A 16,224-nucleotide genomic window follows, 5' to 3' on the forward strand; every position below is an offset into this window, starting at 1 on the left:
CAGCGGCCTCGGCGGTACCCGGAGCAGACAATGGTGGCAGTTGGAGGGCTTTCAAGAGGCGGGATGAGAAAGTCAGGGAGTGCGTGAAAGCGGTTATGGGCGCAGGCCCGAATCAGCCATCTAACGAGAGCCGAACGGCTTCCCTTGAACACGCGCCCTCGGCTCGCGCATGGCGAACCGAGGGCTCTGAATCAGCTGAGGGCTTTTAATCAGCTGAGGGCTCTGGGCTAGCCGAATAGCTGCCCGGCGATACGCAGACCGGCCACCCAGGTGGCGATCGCCGAGCCGAGGCTCGAGAGCAGGAACACCAGCAGGGTGCGTGCGACCCGGTTGCGCCACCAGCCGCGCCAGTGGCTGACATCGCTGCGCAGGCGCGAGAAGTCACCCACCGTGGGGCGGCGGAAGTAGAGCTCGACCCCGGCGGTGACGAAGCCGACCCCGATGGTGGGGTTGAGCGAGGTGAGCGGGGCGCCGAAGAAGGCGGCGGCGATGGTCAGCGGATGGCCCAGGGCGATCAGCGCCCCCAGCGCCGAGAAGCTGCCGTTGATCAGCACCCACTCGGCCACCAGCGACCAGCCGAAGGCGGTGTCGCGGCTGAAGCCGATGGCGAAGCCGGTGAGCACCAGCGCGACGATGATCCAGGGCAGCGCCTTCCACCAGCGCGCGCGTGGCGCGGTCGACTCCAGCGCTGTGCGCTCTTCGCGCAGCGTCTGCGCGGCCGGCGGCTGGGCGTCCAGCGCCTGCAGATGCTCGCCCATGCCCTTGAGGTGGCCGGCGCCGATTACCACCAGCACCCGGCGGGCGGCGCCGTCGGGCAGCGACTCCACCAGCTTGAGCGCCATGAAACGGTCGCGCTCGGCGATCAGCGGCACATAGAGGGATTCCGACTGCTCGGCGAACTCGGCGAAGGTGGATTCGAGCACGTCGCCCTGCTTGAGCTTCTCGATCTCTTCGCTGGAGACCGTCTGCCGCGACAGCACGCTGCCGAGCAGCCCCGAGATCAGCCCGAAGCGCTTGTACCAGGGCACGTTCTGGTAGATCCGCTTGAGGGTGACGCCGATCTCACGATCGATCAGGTAGAGCGGCAGGCCGGCACGTTCGGCACCCTTGACCGCGGCTCGCATCTCCGCCCCCGGCTCGATGCCGGAGTGGGCCGCCACCCGCTGCTGGAAGGCGCCGAGCGCCAGGCTTGCCGCAACCATGCCCGCCTTGCCCTGCTTGAGCACCTGAAACAGGTCGAGCTTGGCCATGGCGTCGGGCTGGGTCAGGCTCTGGTGGCGCGAGGTGCAGAGCTCGATCGCCACGGCGTCGAACTCGCCGGAGTTGATCAGCTCGCGCACTTCGTCGGCGCTGGCCTGGGAGACATGGGCGGTGCCGAGCAGGGTCAGCTCGTGCTCGGCGAGCGCGACGACCTCGCGGGGGCCGGCTGTGGAGTCAGACATCGGGGGGAGATTCCAAGGCTAGAGAAAAGTCATCGCCCCATATTGCACGTCACGGCGGCGATGCCAAGCCGACCGGTGAAAAACCGGTCGGCCGGAGACTGGCAAGTCGGCTGTCGCGCCGAGCCTGGCTAGTTCGCCTCGCTCGCGGTGCGGGCTGTCTCGTCCGCTGGGCTGGCTGTCTCCTGCGCTGCGCGAGCCTTGGGCGAACGGCAGGCGGCGGCGGTGAACAGCACGTCGGTGGAGGAGTTGAGCGCGGTCTCGGTGGAGTCCTGCAGCACGCTGATGACGAAGCCGATCGCCACCACCTGCATGGCGACATCGGCAGAGATGCCGAACAGACTCGCCGCCATCGGAATCAGCAGCAGCGAGCCGCCGGCCACCCCGGAGACGCCGCAGGCGGCGAGGGCGGAAACGATGCACAGCAGCAGCGCGGTGGAAAAGTCGACGCTCAGGCCCAGGGTGTGGGCGGCGGCCAGGGTCATCACGGTGATGGTCACCGCGGCGCCGGACATGTTGATCGTCGCGCCCAGCGGTATCGACACCGAGTAGGTGTCGGCGTGCAGGTCGAGGCGCTTGCACAGCTCCATGTTGACCGGGATGTTGGCGGCACTGCTGCGGGTGAAGAAGGCGGTGATGGCACTGCCGCGCAGACAGGTGAAGACCAGCGGATAGGGGTTGCGACGGGTATACAGGAACACGATCAGCGGGTTGGTCACCAGCGCCACGAACGCCATGCAGCCGACGATCAGTCCGAGCAGATGGGCGTAGTCGGCCAGCGCGCTCATGCCGGTGGTGGCGAAGGTGTTGGCGACCAGCCCGAAGATACCCAGCGGGGCGAGCCGGATCACCCAGCGCACCAGCCCCGAGACGGCATCGGAGATATCGGCGAGGCCGCGCCGGGTGGTGTCGCTGGCGCGCCGCAGCAACAGCCCCAGGCCCACCGCCCAGGCCAGAATGCCGATGAAGTTGGCGTTGGTCAGGGCCGCCACGGGGTTGTCCACCGCGTTCAGCAGCAGGTTGCGCAGGATCTCGGCGATCCCCGAAGGCGGCGTGCCGTCGGCCTGGGGCGCATCGATGATCAGCGTGGTCGGGAACAGAAAGCTCGCGCTCACCGCCACCAGCGCCGCCACCAGGGTGCCGATCAGATAGAGCGCCAGTACGCCGCGGATCTGGGTCGGCTGGCCGCGCTCATGGCTGGCGATGGCGGCCATCACCAGCACGAACACCAGGATCGGTGCGATCGCCTTGAGCGCGCTGATGAACACCTGCCCCAGAATCTCGAACGACTGCGCCAGCGCCGGTGCCAGCTGTGCGACCAGCAGGCCGAGGAGAATACCGATGACGATCTGCGGAATCAGACCCAGCCGCGGGAACGGTCGGGAGGAAGCGCTGCGTTGCGAATTGACGGACATGACTCTCTCGTGATGCGAAAGGTAGGGGACGGCACTACCGCTGCCTCGTGAGCCTCTTGGCGGCGCCGGAAAGCCGCGCATTCTATCACCGCCACCCGCCGGGCTGCCCCCCTGGCGGAGGCGCCCTTGTCATCCTTTAGTGGAAGACCGTATCGGTGACCGCGGGGCGGCGATCTCAGCGGCGCCAGAACGCCGGGGTGAACAGCACCAGCACGGTGAAGATCTCCAGGCGCCCCAGCATCATCGCCAGCACCAGGATCCACTTGGCCAGATCGGGGATGTCGCCGTAATCGGTGGAGACCGCGCCCAGCCCGGGGCCCAGGTTGTTGAGCGCCGAGCCCACTGCCGACCACGCGGTGACCTGGTCGAGCCCGGTGGCCGAGAGCGCCAGCAGCATCAGCACGAAGAGCATCAGATAGACCGAGAAGAAGCCCCACACCGCCTCGGCCACCCCTTCGGAGATGCGCATCTTGCCCACCTTGACCGCGAACACCGCGTTGGGATGGATCAGGCGGTGCACCTCGCGGATGCCCTGCTTGAGGATCAGCAGGATACGGATCACTTTCATCCCGCCGCCGGCGGAGCCGGAGCAGGCGCCGACGAAGGCCGCCATGAACAGCATGATCGGCAGTACCCCGGGCCACAGGGTGAAGTCGGCGACGCTGAAGCCGGAGGTGGTGGCCACCGAGACCGACTCGAACAGCCCGTGGCGCAGGCCGGTGGCGTCGTGGTAGGTGCCGGTGGCGAACAGCGTGATCACGGTGATCAGCACCAGCAGGCCGAGGAAGGAGACGAAGAAGCAGAACTCCGGATCGCGGATGTACTGCAGCAGCCGCTTTTCACGCCATACCGCGAAGTGCAGGCCGAAGCTGATCGACGAGACGATCATGAACAGCACGCAGATCAGCTCGATGGTGGGACTGTCGAAGTAGGCGATGCTGGCGTCATGGGTGGAAAAGCCGCCCACCGCAATGGTCGAGAAGCTGTGGCCGATGGCATCGAACCAGTCCATGCCGGCCAGCCAGTAGGCCAACGCGCAGACCACGGTGAGGATCACATAGATGTACCACAGCGCCTTGGCGGTCTCGGTGATCCGCGGGGTCAGCTTGGAGTCCTTCAGCGGCCCGGGGATCTCGGTGCGGTAGAGCTGCATGCCACCGATGCCCAGGGTGGGCAGGATCGCCACCGCCAGGACCACGATCCCCATGCCGCCGAGCCACTGGAGCTGCTGGCGGTAGAAGCGGATCGAGGCGGGCAGTTGATCGATGCCGTGGAGCACCGTGGCGCCGGTGGTGGTGAGCCCGGAGAAGGATTCGAACGCCGCATCGGTGAAGCTCATCGCCGGTGCTTCGGAGACCATGAAGGGTACGGTACCGAACAGCCCCAGCACGCCCCAGAACAGCACCGTGATGATGAAGCCGTCGCGGGTGCGCAGCTCGCGCCGGGCGCGCCGGTTGGGCCAGTAGAGCAGGGCGCCGGTGACCACCGAGATCGCCATGCCGATGGCGAAGGCGTGCCAGTTGCCATCATGGAAGATCCGCGCGATCACCATCGGCGGCACCATGGTCAGGCTGAACAACATCAGCAGCAGCCCGACGATGCGCAGGGTCACGAACAGATTCATGCGCACACGCTCACGAACGGCCGCCGCGACCGGTGTGAAGAGATCGCAAATACCCTCTTGAAGACCGCCATCTCCACGAGCGGCACCAGAACGAACGGTATCGGGACGAACAGCATCAGAAGAAGGTGAGCCCGACCTGGAACAGCCGTTCGACGTCGCGGATGCGGCGCTTGTCGATCACGAACAGGATCAGGTGGTCGCCGCTCTCGATCAGCACGTCGTCGTGGGCGATCAGCACCTCCTTGCCGCGGACGATGGCACCGATGCTGGTGCCGCTGGGCAGATCGACCTCGCCGATGGTGCGCCCGACCACCCGGGAAGAGCGCTTGTCGCCATGCGCGATCGCCTCGATCGCCTCGGCGGCACCGCGGCGCAGCGAGTGCACGTTGACGATGTCGCCTCGGCGCACGTGGGTCAGCAGGCTGCCGATGGTGGTCTGCTGCGGCGAGATGGCGATATCGATCTCGCCACCCTGGACCAGGTCCACGTAGGCGGCGTTGTTGATCAGCGTCAGCACCTTCTTGGCGCCCAGGCGCTTGGCCAGCATTGACGACATGATGTTGACCTCGTCGTCGTTGGTCAGCGCGCAGTAGATATCGCAGTCCTCGATGTTCTCCTCGAGCATCAGCCGCTTGCTGGTGGCACTGCCGTGCAGCACCACGGTGCGGTCGAGCCGCTCGGAGAGGGTGCCGCAGCGGCTCAGGTCGTGCTCGATGATCTTGACCTGATGCTTGTGCTCGAGGGTCTCGGCCAGGCGCTCGCCGATGTTGCCGCCGCCGGCGATCACCACGCGGCGGAAGTCGCGGTCGACCTTGCGCAGCTCGCCCATCACGGTGCGGATATCCTTGCGCGCGGCGATGAAGAAGACCTCGTCATCGGCCTCGATCACGGTGTCGCCCGAAGGAATGATCGGCCGGTCGCGGCGGTAGATCGCGGCCACCCGGGTATCGATATCAGGCATGTGGCGGCGCAGAAAGCCCAGCTCCTGGCCCACCAGTGGCCCGCCGTAGTAAGCCTTGACCGCCACCAGCTGGGCCAGGCCGCCGGCGAAGTCGAGCACCTGCAGCGCACCGGGATACTCGATCAGCCGGCGGATATGGTCGGTGACCACCTGCTCCGGGCTGATCAGTACGTCGACCGGGATGGCGTCGTTGGAGAACAGGCTCTTGCGCGTCAGATACGCGGTCGAGCGCACGCGGCCGATCTTGGTCGGCGTGCGGAACAGCGAGTGCGCGACCTGGCACGCGATCATGTTGATCTCGTCGGAGCTGGTCACCGCGATCAGCATGTCGGCATCCTCGCCGCCGGCCTGGCGCAGGATGTTGGGGTAGGACGCGGTGCCCACGACCGTGCGGATATCCAGGCGGTTCTGCAGCTCGCGCAGACGCACTTCGCTGATATCCACGACGGTGATGTCGTTCTCTTCGTTGGCCAGGTGCTCGGCCAGCGTGCCGCCCACTTGGCCGGCCCCTAGAATGATAATTTTCATGCCAAACCGTCAGGGAAGCACTGAATAAGGGAAGCTCTGGATAGATGCCCACCCACTGCCCGGCGCCGGGCGCGCCTCGATCAGCGCGTAGCATAACGACCCTGGCCGGGGAATGACACCATCCGCGCGCGAGGGTATGGGTCGCGAAGGTGATGGTAAGTGCCAGAAAGCGCTACGGTCGTGAGCGGTGTCGTTGAGCGAACGATGTCGGGGAGCGAGAGGGCGGGCCGCGAGGTGTGCGCGGCCCGCGGCGGTCAGTCGAGGGAGATGCCCACCTTGACCGTCACCTGCCAGTGCGCGATGCGCTCGTTCTCGATATGGCCACGGGTCTCGGTGACCTCGAACCAGCGCATGCCGTGCAGCGACTCGCTGGCCTTGGCGATGGCGTTCTGTACCGCAGCCTCGATGCCGTCGGGGGAAGAACCGGTGATTTCGACCTGCTTGTAGACGTGCTCGCTCATGGAGTGACTCCTGCTGGGAATGAAAACGTTTCAGGGTGATAACCGTCAGGCCTCGATCACCGCGACCTCGAGCGCCGCCAGACGCTTGAGCACGTCGGCGTCGGTATCGAAAGTGACGGGGCGTGTCAGCGGCCACAGGAAATGGGTGCGGAAACCGGCGGCCACGGCGTCCTCGGCGGTCCACAGCACGCACACGTCGCGGGCCAGGCCGCAGACGTAGACATCGCTCACGCCCCGGTCGCGCAGCCAGCCGGCCAGCCCGGTGGCGGGGCGATGGCCGTCTGGGCCGACGTTGTTGCGAAAGGCGCTGTAGGAGTCGATGCGCGGATCGGTGCCCTTGCGGATGATCACGTCGCACGGCGACCAGTCGATGGCCGGGTGCAGCGCCGCGCCCTCGCTGCGCTGGATGCAGTGGTCCGGCCACAGGGTCTGGCTATGGCCGTAGAGCTCGATTGCCTCGAACGGCTGGTGCGGCGGATGGCACGAGGCGAAGGAAACGTGGCGGGCGGGATGCCAATCCTGGGTCGCCACGACATGGCCGAAGGCGTGCTGCGCCAGCAGCCAGGCGAGGCCGGGGAGAATCGCATCGCCCTCGGCGCAGGCCAGCGCGCCGCCGGGCATGAAGTCAGGCTGCACATCGACGATCACCAAGGCACTGTGCTCGGCGATGCCGTCGAGGGACTGCAACGCCGGCTGGGTCTGGGTGTGGGGCGTGAACGCGGTCTCGGTCTCCGACGCGGGTTCACTGGCGGCCACCGCACAGGCGGCATCGGTGGTATTGGCGCCGGTTGAGGCGCGGGGTGACGCGAGGCGATCTGACACGCTCTTGGCGGGCACGGGCGGCCTCCCTGATCCGGTATCCACCCTCAGTATCGAAGCGTGCCCGCCAGGGCGCAAGTCGGTGGGGTGCTCGGCCTGTCAGAATGGCCTGGTGACGCGTGAACCATGAGCGCGTTGAGTTGTTCGGCGGGATGTTGCTCGCCTGCCGCTCAGGCCGCCAAGTCGCTGCGCCGCGTCATGACAGTGTCGATCAGTCTCCAGTTGCGGGCCTGCTCGGCGTCCATGAAGTTGTCACGGTCGAGCGCTTTTTCGACGGTTGCCTCGTCCTGGCCACAGTGGTGCGCATAGAGTGCAATCAGCCGGCGCTTGGTTTTCTGGATGTTGGCCGCGTGGATGGCGATATCCGACGCCTGGCCGCGAAAGCCGCCCAACGGCTGGTGGATCACCACCGAGGCGTTGGCCAGCGCCATCCGTCGCCCTGGCTCACCCCCCATCAGCAGGAACGAGGCCGCCGAACAGGCCATTCCCATGCAGAGCGTCGCGACCGGGGCGGTGATGAACTGCATGGTGTCGTAGATGGCGAAGGCACTGGAGACGACCCCGCCAGGGGAGTTGATATAGAAGGAGATCTCCTTTTCAGGATTCTCCGACTCCAGGAACAGTAACTGCGCGCAGATCAGTGCCGCAGAGTCATCATTGACCTCGCCGTTGAGGAACACGATGCGCTCCCTCAGCAAGCGGGAGTAGATATCGAATGAGCGTTCGCCCCGGGAGGACTGCTCCACCACCATGGGAACGAGCTGCAAGCGGCTATTCATGTCGGCTTCTCCGGTGGTGGCGGTCAGGCGGCGAGGGCCCGCGGTGAGTGGTAACTGTCGTTGGCGGCTCGCTGATGCATGACGCCGGGGCGATGCGTCAGACGTAAGCGTGTCCTGTCTGGCGCGAGTGGTTCCAGCTCTATCAGCACCGTCGATTGGGGCTGGTCGGTCGCGGGGTCGTGCCAGGCGAACCAGACGCGTTCGTGCGCCTGCGTTTCGACGATGCGGTAGTCGATCTCGCTGCGTGCAGTGTCGCCACCACCCGGCGCCAAGCCGATCCATCTGGCCAGCAGAGCTGGCGTTGTCACGGCCTTCCAGACCTGTTCGAGCGGATGGTCGAAGTCGCACTCGTGCACGATCTCGGCCTGTCGTGACTCCCGTTCACTCATGATCCATCTCCTCGAGAAGCGTTTGCAGATTGTCGAGACGCTGTGGCCAAAAGCCCTGATAACGCTGGAGCCAGTCGAGCAGCGGCCGCAGGCCGTCTGGGTCGATACGGTAGCGCACCTGTCGCCCCTGGCGGCTGGCCACGATCAGCCCGGCCTTCCTGAGCACGGCGACATGCTGTGACACGGCAGGCTGGGAAATGCCCAGGCCTTGGCGCAGTTCGGTTGCGTTGAGCTCGGCGAGTCGCAGACGGTCGAGTAAGGCCCGACGGTTGGGGTCGGCGAGTGCGTGAAATATCGTGGCTTCGTTCATGTTATTGATATAAGTGAAAACTTATCTTTTCACCCACATCCCTCCCCGTTTGCAGAGAAACCTGAGCTTGTCTGCCTGGGCATCGGTTTATCCAGCTATTTGTCTGTCCAGTCGCTACCGGCTATCCCACGACCTGTCGTCATCCCTACCCAAAAGATAAGCCTGGACTTATCTTTTTGTCAAACGTCACCGCGCCCCTGTCACGGCAGGCTGCCATCAAGGGCTCGAGGGCAGGCTCAGGATGCGATCGTCTTTAGTCAACGTGGCTGTCGCTGCGAATCACAGAGAGAGGCAGGCGATGTGCCTGCCTCTCTCTGGATCTGGACCTAGTCGGCCACCTTCTCCAGCCGGGCGTAGAAGAAGCCGTCGTGGCCGCCTTGGGCAGTCAGCAGCTGGCGGCCGTGGCCGGCGGTCTGGCCCCAGGCGAGGGCTTCGGGAGTGGTGGCGCGGGCGTCCGGGGTGCGTGCCAGGAAGGCAGCGATCTGCTCGGCGTTCTCGGCCGGCAGTACCGAGCAGGTGGCGTAGAGCAGGGTGCCGCCGGGGGCGAGCTGGCGCCACAGGTTGTCGAGCAGGCGTGCCTGCAGCGCGGCGAGTTCGCCGATGTCGCTGGCACGGCGGGTCAGCTTGATGTCCGGGTGGCGGCGGATCACGCCGGTACCCGAGCAGGGGGCATCGAGCAGGATGGCATCGAAGCCCGCGCTCGGCGCTGCGGTGTCGGCGCTTTCCGGGGCATGGCCCAGCGTCTCGGCTAGCGTGGCGCTGCCGGCGTCGAGGGCGCTCAGGCGAGCATCGAGACCGAGCCGCTCCAGGGTGGCACCGACCCGCGCCAGCCGGCCGGGGTCGATATCGCTGGCGGTGAGATCGAGGGTGAAGCGCTCCAGCAGGTGCGCGCTCTTGCCGCCGGGGGCGGCGCAGGCGTCGAAGACCCGGGCGCCGTCGCGACCCTCGAGCGCCGGCGCCAGCAGGTCGGCGCAGAGCTGGGCCGATTCGTCCTGCACGCTGACATCGCCCTCGGCGAAGCCCGGCAACTGATGCACGTCCACCGCCCCGGCGAGCTGAATGCCGTCGGCGGCGTAGTGACAGGCGGTGGCTTCGATACCGGCGGCGCCGAGGCGCTCGAGATAGGCATCGCGGGCCACGCGGCGGCGGTTGACGCGCAGAGTCATGGGGCCGGCGTCGTTGTTGGCCGCACACAGCGCCTGCCAGGCCTCGGGCCAGGCCTGACGCAGCGCCTTGAGCAGCCAGGCGGGGTGCCACAGCGCCACCGGCGGGTCGCGGTCGACCTTGGCCTCGAGTGCCACCGATTCACGCTGGAAGCGGCGCAGGCAGCCGTTGAGTACGCGGGTGGCCCAATCCTTGCCCAGCCCGCGGGCGGCACCGGCGGTCTCGCTGACCGCGGCGTGTGCCGGCACCCGCATGTGCAAGAGCTGGTAGAGCCCCAGCAGCAGCAGTGCCTGGATGTCGCTGTCGCGGCGTTTGAGCGGCTGGCGCAGCAGCTCTGCCGAGAGTGCCTCCAGGCGCGGATAGGCACGGCAGACGCCGAAGCAGAGCGCCTTGACGAAGCCGCGGTCGCGCTCGGCGACCCCCTGGGCGGCGATCTCGGCATCGAGTGAGGCCAGCGAGCCCTCTCCGTTGATCACCGGGACCAGCAGTCTGGCCGCTACGACACGTGCACTGACGCCGCTCATGCGCTTTCTCCCGTCGGGTCTTCCAGGGTTGCCGGCTGGCCGAGGCGCGCTCCGGCGCCGAGCCGCCAGGGCTTGGCGTTGAGCAGGTCACGGGCTGCCAGCGGCTTGCCGCCCGGCAGCTGCAGCCGGGTGACCCGCAGTACCTCGCGGCCTTCGCTGCCACAGGCGATCCGCAGGGCGTCTTCCGCCGGAGCGAGCAGGGTGCCGGGGGGCGTGGCCGCCTGGGCGGTGTCCGCCTCGGCCTCGGCCAGCCACAGGCGTACGCTGTCGCCGTCGAGACGGGTCCAGGCCACCGGCCACGGGTTGAAAGCACGTACCCGGCGTGCCAGTGCCGCGGCGGGCTCGAGGAAGTCGAGTTCGGCTTCGGCCTTGGAGAGCTTGCTGGCGTAGGTGACGCCGTCGGCGGGCTGCGGTGTCGCCGTGAGGCCGGTCTCGCTCAGCGCGTCGAGACCGGCGATCAAGGTCTCACCGCCGAGTGCGGCCAGGGTATCGTGGAGCGTGCCGCCGGTGGTGGTCGTCTCGATCGGCGTGTGCCGCACCAGCAGCATGTCGCCGGTATCCAGGCCGGCATCCATCTGCATCAGGGTGATACCGCTCTCGGCGTCGCCCGCTTCGATGGCACGCTGGATCGGGGCCGCACCGCGCCAGCGCGGCAGCAGCGAGGCGTGCACGTTGAGGCACCCCAGCCGCGGCAGGTCGAGCACCGCCTGCGGCAGCAGCAGGCCGTAGGCGACTACCACCATCACGTCGGCTTCGAACGCGGCCAGCTCCTGCTGCGCCTCGGCGGTCTTGAGCGAGGTCGGCTGGCATACCGGCAGGGCGTGGGTCAGCGCCAGCTGCTTGACCGGGCTCGGTGTCAGCTTGCGCCCGCGGCCGGCAGGGCGGTCGGGCTGGGTGTAGACGGCAACGACCCGGTGGCGCGAGTCGAGCAGCGCCTGGAGGCTCTCGGCGGCGAAGTCGGGGGTGCCGGCGAAGACGATGCGTAGCGATCGGCCGTCGGTGCTGTGGCTCATGCGGCGGGGTTCCTCTCGAAGCACGAAAGGCCGGCGTCACGGTGACGGCCGGCCTCGAACGAAGACTGTCATGGGCGAATCCGGATCAGGCGTCCTGATCCTGCTTGTGGCGCTTCTGCATCTTCTTGAGCACACGGTCGCGCTTGAGCGGCGACAGATAGTCGACGAACAGCACGCCTTCGAGGTGATCGCACTCGTGCTGGATGCAGTGGGCGAGCAGACCGTCGGCATCGAGCTCGTAGGCGTTGCCATCGCGGTCGGTCGCCTTCAGATGGACGCGCAGGGCGCGCGGCACTTCGGCGTAGTAGTCGGGGATCGACAGGCAGCCTTCCTGCAGCGGCTGGCGCTCATCGTCGAGCGCGGTGTAGCTCGGGTTGATCAGCACCAGCGGCGAGCTGCGGTCGTCGCTGACGTCCATGACGATGACGCGCTGATGGACGTCGATCTGGGTCGCCGCCAGACCGATGCCCGAGGCGTCGTACATGGTCTCGATCATGTCGTCGACCAGGGCGCGGATCTCGTCGTCGACCTGCGCCACCGGGGCGGCTTTGGTGCGCAGGCGGGGATCGGGATATTCGAGGATGGTTCTGATGGCCATAGCGTTCTGGGTGCCCGTCGGCGTGTTGACGTAATCCTCTATTGTAGAGCCGCCATGCCGCGTTCTCAAAATCCCGCGATGCGATGTCGCCGGTGTCGGGGGATTCAAGTCCCGCCGGTACGGGCCGATCTATCCCTGACAGGCGCGGCGGTGCCGTGCTCACGATATCCAGCGGCAGGAATTCAGCGATGGCGATCAGCCCCCGGCTCTCATCCACTCGGTTCGTCCGCCGGCTGGCGTCATCGGTACTGGTGGGGGCGCTTTTGCTGTTCACGCTGGCAGGGCCGGGCGCCGTGCCGGCGCTGGCCTATACCCTCAAGCCCGATGCCCCGAGTCGCTACCAGGTGCGCCCGGGTGACACGCTGTGGGGCGTGGCGGCGCGCTTTCTCGAAGATCCCTGGTCCTGGCGCGAGTTGTTGCGACGCAACCCCGGGGTGGCCGGGCCCGAACAGCTCTATCCCGGCGATGTATTGGTACTGAAAACCCACGCCGGCGAACCCAGTATCGGCGTCGAGCGCGCCCGCGGCGGGACGGTCAGGCTCTCGCCCCAGGTGCGCCGGGCGCCGGTGCGTGAGGCGCTGCCCAGCCTGCCGCTGGAGCGGGTGCGGGTGTTCCTGAAGGCCTACCGGATCGTCGATCCTGCTCTGCTGGCGTCGGCGCCGCAGGTGGTGGCGGGGCAGGGCGGTCGCCTGCTCAGCGGTGCGGGGGACCGGCTCTACGCCCAGGGGCGGCTGCCGCCGGCGGGCACGCGTCTGGGCATCTACCGCGCGGGAGACGACTACCGCGACCCCGCTGACGGCACGCCCCTGGGGCGGGAGCTGCAGCGCCTGGGCGAGGCGCGGGTGGTGCAGCGCCATGATGATGTCAGCGAGCTGGAAGTGCTCGACGCCGGACGCGAGATACGCGCCGGGGATACCCTGCTGACGCTGGATGACGGCGGCATCACCACCGAGTTCGTGCCGCGCGCGCCGACCTCGCCGGTGACCGCGACGCTGCTCGCGGTGCCCGGCGGGGTGCGATTCATCGGCCGTGACGACGTGGTGGCGATCGACCGCGGACGTGCCGACGGCCTCGAACCGGGGCATGTGCTGCAGGTGATGCGCCAGGGCGAGCGGGTGCGCGCCGCCGACGGCAATGGCTGGATCATCCTGCCGGACCACGAGGCGGGCGCGGTGATGGTGTTCCGGGTCTTCGATCATCTCGCCTATGCGCTGGTGATGCGGGCTTCCGAGGCGCTGGCGGTGGGGGATCGGCTGACCACGCCCCAGGCGCTCGGCGCCAGCGTGGCGCGTACGGAGGCACGGTGAGTTCGGCGTCCCCCACGCTGCGTGACTGGCTGGCGCTGGCCGCGTTGCCCGGGCTTGGCCCTGCACGGCTGGCTCCGCTGCTGCAGCGCTGGCGTGAGCCCGAGGCGCTAGCCTGGCCGCAGGGCTGGCTGGCGGCGCTACCGGCCACACTGGCCCAGCCATTGCGGCTGTGGCTCGATCACCCGGCGCGCAGCCCGTTGGAGGGCGCGGTTGCCGCGGCCCTGGCGTGGCAGGCCGAAAGCCCGCGCCACCATCTGCTGCATCCGGCCCATTCCGACTGGCCCACGCTGCTCGATCAGCTCCCCGACCCGCCGCTGGTGCTGTGGGCCAAGGGCGACCTGAGCGCGCTGGCGCCACCGGCGATTGCCGTGGTGGGCACGCGCAAGCCGACTCGTGAAGGGCGCGACAACGCTGCGGACTTCGCGCGGGAACTGATCGCACGCGGCTTCGGCGTGGTCAGCGGCATGGCGCTGGGTATCGATGGCATCGCCCAGCACACGGCGCTGCAGGCGGGCGGAGCTACCGTCGGCGTGCTCGGCTGCGGCGTCGACGTGATCTATCCGCCACGCCACGCCGGGCTCTACCGCGATCTGCTGGCGGGGCGCGGCCTGCTGCTCTCGGAGCATCCGGCCGATACTGTGGCGCATCCGCGCTTCTTTCCGCGGCGCAATCGTCTGATCACCGGGCTGGCCCGGGGCGTGCTGGTGGTAGAAGCCGCGGAGAAGAGCGGCTCGCTGGTCAGCGCACGCCTGGGCCTCGAACAGGGGCGGGAGGTGTTCGCCCTGCCGGGCTCGATCCACAACCCCCAGGCCAGCGGCTGCCTGCGGCTGATCCAGCGCGGCGAGGCAGCACTGGTGCGCGACATCGACGATCTGCTGGCAGAGCTGGGTCACTGGTCGCCGATACCGGCCGACGATGCGCTGGAAACGGCGCCATCCGTGACCGCACCGACACCGCTGGAGAGAGCAGGGCCTGCGGCCGGGCCGAATGCTGGTGTGCTGGCGCAACTGAGCGACACCCCGACGCCGATCGACGTGCTGGTCGCGGCGTGCGGCGAGTCCGTGGCCACGCTGCAGCTGGCGCTGCTCGAACTCGAGCTGGAGGGGCGGGTGGCGCAGACCGCGGGTGGCTGGGTACGCCGCCGCGCTTGAACGTCGGCTAGATAGGGGCCGCGTACGGCCTCCGGACGGTGGACCGTCCGGAGGCCGTTCACGTTGGGTGTTTTGATGAATCGCGCGGCTCAGGGGGTCTCGGGGCCGCTCCACATCTGCAGGTGATTGTGCCGGGCGTGGGCCTTCTGTTCGTCGCTCAGATGCCAATTGTTTTGATAGAGCGCACCCTCCCAGGCGCCATAGGCGGGGTTGGGCAGCACGATGTAGCGGCTGCCGAAGGCGTCCGGCTGGGCCTCGACGGCGGCGCGCCGGGCTTCGGCGGTGTCACGGTCGAAACCGGCGGAGAAGTCGCCCAGATTGTCGCCCATCAGCAGAATCACCCAGTGCGACTGTGCCACCCGCTGGCGGCGGGCGCTCTTGTCACTGCTCTTTGCGCGTGGCAGGAAGTGCGCCTCGTCGGCGTCGGGGAAGCCGACCTGGCGCAGATTGCGTAGCGTGGCCTGGGTCTCTTCGGCGCGCCGGTTGGTGATATAGAACACCTCCACCCCGCGCGAGGCGGCGTAGTCGAGAAACGCCTTGGCGCCAGGCATCGCCCGGGCGCTGGCCTTGTCCACCCACTGCTGCCAGGTAGCGCTCTGGTAGTCCTGACCGCTGGCGATCAGCCACGCTTCGTAGGGGGTGTTGTCGAGCACCGTCTCGTCGACATCGACCACGATCGCCGGCGGGCGCTGCTGCCCGTCGGAGGCGGCCAGGGCACGGTCGAGATTGCGCCGCGCGAGATTGAACGCCTGGTGGCTCAGCGCGGCGTACTCGCCGGAGGTCTGCATCCATAGTGTCGCCATCACCAACTGATCGGAGAGCGCGGGCGCCGGCGGCTGGCTCGTCTGCTGGGCCGGCTGCTGGGCGCAGGCGCTGAGGCCGCCGGCGCAGACCAGGCCGAGCAGGGCGAGAGAGAGGGGCGATCGAGTCATCTTGGGCTCCTGAGACAAGGTGGAAGTCGATGTGACGCCAGCGCGGGCTGTCGCGCTGCCTGCCGCTTCACTATGGCCGGCGCAAGCCGCTGGCGCCATTCTCGCCGCCCGGCGTGGCGGGGTGCGACGCTCGGGCGCGGGGGCACTATAGAGGCGTCGTGTTACCATCGCCGCAGCTTGAATACGGCAACTCGAGGAAGCGGAGATGTCAGAGTGGGCCGCCGCAATCGCGGCGCTGGAACAGGGGGGCGTGATCGCCTACCCCACCGAGGGCGTCTGGGGTCTGGGCTGTGACCCGGACGACGCCGATGCGCTGGCACAGGTGATCGCGCTCAAGGGGCGCGCCAGCGACAAGGGCTTGATTCTGATCGCCGGCAGCCTGGCGCAGCTGGCGCCGTGGCTCGACGGGCTCGACGCCGAGCAGCGAGGGCGCCTGGCAGCCAGCTGGCCCGGGCCCAATACCTGGCTGATCCCCGACAACGGGCGCGCCCAGCCGCTGCTGCGCGGCAACCACACTACCCTGGCGGTGCGGGTCAGTGACCATCCGCTGGTGCAGTCGCTATGTGCTGCCTGGGGCGGGCCGCTGGTCTCCACCTCGGCCAACCGCGCCGGCGAGGCGCCAGCGATGAGCGCGCAGGCGGTGCGCGAGACCTTCGGCGACGCCGTGGCGGCGATCGTCGACGGCCCTCTGGGGGGCCGCGATCGCCCCAGCACGATTCGCGACCTGCTCAGCGACCGGGTCCTACGCCCCTGAGCCGGGCGGCTGTCATACGCTGCGCCGAGTCCGCCTGACAGCCGCCATCCGCCCCT

16 protein-coding genes are annotated in these 16,224 nt (G+C 68.1%); 3 read left to right on the forward strand and 13 right to left on the reverse strand.

The features are described from left to right. Positions 1 to 227: 227 nt before the first annotated feature. From DOM66_RS14370 to def, 12 genes are all read right to left on the reverse strand, one after another. Positions 228 to 1,442, reverse strand: a complete 1,215-nt coding sequence (locus tag DOM66_RS14370) for a TraB/GumN family protein (RefSeq protein ID WP_110690643.1) — start codon at positions 1,440 to 1,442, stop codon at positions 228 to 230. A gap of 128 nt (positions 1,443 to 1,570) precedes the next feature. Continuing rightward, on the reverse strand, positions 1,571 to 2,854 hold the full coding sequence (sstT, locus tag DOM66_RS14375) for a serine/threonine transporter SstT (protein ID WP_110690644.1): 1,284 nt from the start codon (positions 2,852 to 2,854) through the stop codon (positions 1,571 to 1,573). Between the two features lie 175 nt (positions 2,855 to 3,029). Continuing rightward, positions 3,030 to 4,478, reverse strand: coding sequence for a TrkH family potassium uptake protein (locus DOM66_RS14380; protein WP_110674826.1), 1,449 nt, complete (start codon positions 4,476 to 4,478; stop codon positions 3,030 to 3,032). Positions 4,479 to 4,593: 115 nt separating this feature from the next. Beyond that, entirely contained in the window at positions 4,594 to 5,967 is a 1,374-nt protein-coding gene (gene trkA, locus DOM66_RS14385; RefSeq protein ID WP_110674825.1) for a Trk system potassium transporter TrkA, read from the reverse strand. A 254-nt stretch (positions 5,968 to 6,221) separates the two neighbouring features. Continuing rightward, positions 6,222 to 6,428 carry a dodecin gene (locus DOM66_RS14390; protein ID WP_110674824.1) on the reverse strand — a complete coding sequence of 69 codons (207 nt, stop codon included), beginning with the start codon at positions 6,426 to 6,428 and terminating at the stop codon, positions 6,222 to 6,224. Positions 6,429 to 6,473: 45 nt separating this feature from the next. Continuing rightward, positions 6,474 to 7,265, reverse strand: coding sequence for a nicotinamidase (locus DOM66_RS14395; protein WP_245392450.1), 792 nt, complete (start codon positions 7,263 to 7,265; stop codon positions 6,474 to 6,476). A gap of 152 nt (positions 7,266 to 7,417) precedes the next feature. Next, positions 7,418 to 8,026 carry an ATP-dependent Clp protease proteolytic subunit gene (locus DOM66_RS14400; RefSeq protein ID WP_110690645.1) on the reverse strand — a complete coding sequence of 203 codons (609 nt, stop codon included), beginning with the start codon at positions 8,024 to 8,026 and terminating at the stop codon, positions 7,418 to 7,420. Positions 8,027 to 8,049: 23 nt separating this feature from the next. Further along, positions 8,050 to 8,415, reverse strand: coding sequence for an SRPBCC family protein (locus DOM66_RS14405; protein WP_110690646.1), 366 nt, complete (start codon positions 8,413 to 8,415; stop codon positions 8,050 to 8,052). Further along, on the reverse strand, positions 8,408 to 8,725 hold the full coding sequence (locus DOM66_RS14410; RefSeq protein WP_110674821.1) for an ArsR/SmtB family transcription factor: 318 nt from the start codon (positions 8,723 to 8,725) through the stop codon (positions 8,408 to 8,410). Before DOM66_RS14410 ends, DOM66_RS14405 begins: the two co-directional genes overlap by 8 nt. 326 nt (positions 8,726 to 9,051) lie before the next feature. Further along, positions 9,052 to 10,413 (reverse strand): 16S rRNA (cytosine(967)-C(5))-methyltransferase RsmB, encoded by a 1,362-nt coding sequence (rsmB, locus tag DOM66_RS14415; protein WP_110690647.1) that lies wholly within the window; start codon positions 10,411 to 10,413, stop codon positions 9,052 to 9,054. Further along, positions 10,410 to 11,426: a methionyl-tRNA formyltransferase gene (gene fmt, locus DOM66_RS14420; RefSeq protein ID WP_110690648.1), complete on the reverse strand. Its 1,017-nt coding sequence runs from the start codon at positions 11,424 to 11,426 to the stop codon at positions 10,410 to 10,412. The genes rsmB and fmt overlap by 4 nt, the downstream gene beginning before the upstream one ends. Before the next feature lie 85 nt (positions 11,427 to 11,511). Further along, complete coding sequence (gene def / locus DOM66_RS14425; protein WP_110674818.1) at positions 11,512 to 12,024, reverse strand: peptide deformylase; 513 nt, start codon at positions 12,022 to 12,024, stop codon at positions 11,512 to 11,514. 188 nt (positions 12,025 to 12,212) lie between these two features. On the opposite strand from def, the gene DOM66_RS14430 reads away from it, so the two are divergent. Next, complete coding sequence (locus DOM66_RS14430; protein ID WP_188115190.1) at positions 12,213 to 13,331, forward strand: LysM peptidoglycan-binding domain-containing protein; 1,119 nt, start codon at positions 12,213 to 12,215, stop codon at positions 13,329 to 13,331. After that, entirely contained in the window at positions 13,328 to 14,482 is a 1,155-nt protein-coding gene (gene dprA, locus DOM66_RS14435; RefSeq protein ID WP_110690650.1) for a DNA-processing protein DprA, read from the forward strand. The genes DOM66_RS14430 and dprA overlap by 4 nt, the downstream gene beginning before the upstream one ends. Positions 14,483 to 14,571: 89 nt before the next feature. On the opposite strand, the gene DOM66_RS14440 is transcribed toward dprA, so the two are convergent. Continuing rightward, entirely contained in the window at positions 14,572 to 15,414 is an 843-nt protein-coding gene (locus DOM66_RS14440; RefSeq protein ID WP_157959056.1) for a 5'-nucleotidase, lipoprotein e(P4) family, read from the reverse strand. A gap of 205 nt (positions 15,415 to 15,619) precedes the next feature. Between DOM66_RS14440 and DOM66_RS14445 the strand changes: the two genes are divergently transcribed. Then, complete coding sequence (locus DOM66_RS14445) at positions 15,620 to 16,168, forward strand: L-threonylcarbamoyladenylate synthase (protein ID WP_110674814.1); 549 nt, start codon at positions 15,620 to 15,622, stop codon at positions 16,166 to 16,168. The last annotated feature ends 56 nt before the right edge of the window (positions 16,169 to 16,224 follow it).

Origin of the sequence: Salinicola endophyticus (assembly GCF_003206575.1) — a bacterium.
GTDB classification, from domain to species: Bacteria; Pseudomonadota; Gammaproteobacteria; order Pseudomonadales; family Halomonadaceae; genus Salinicola; species Salinicola endophyticus.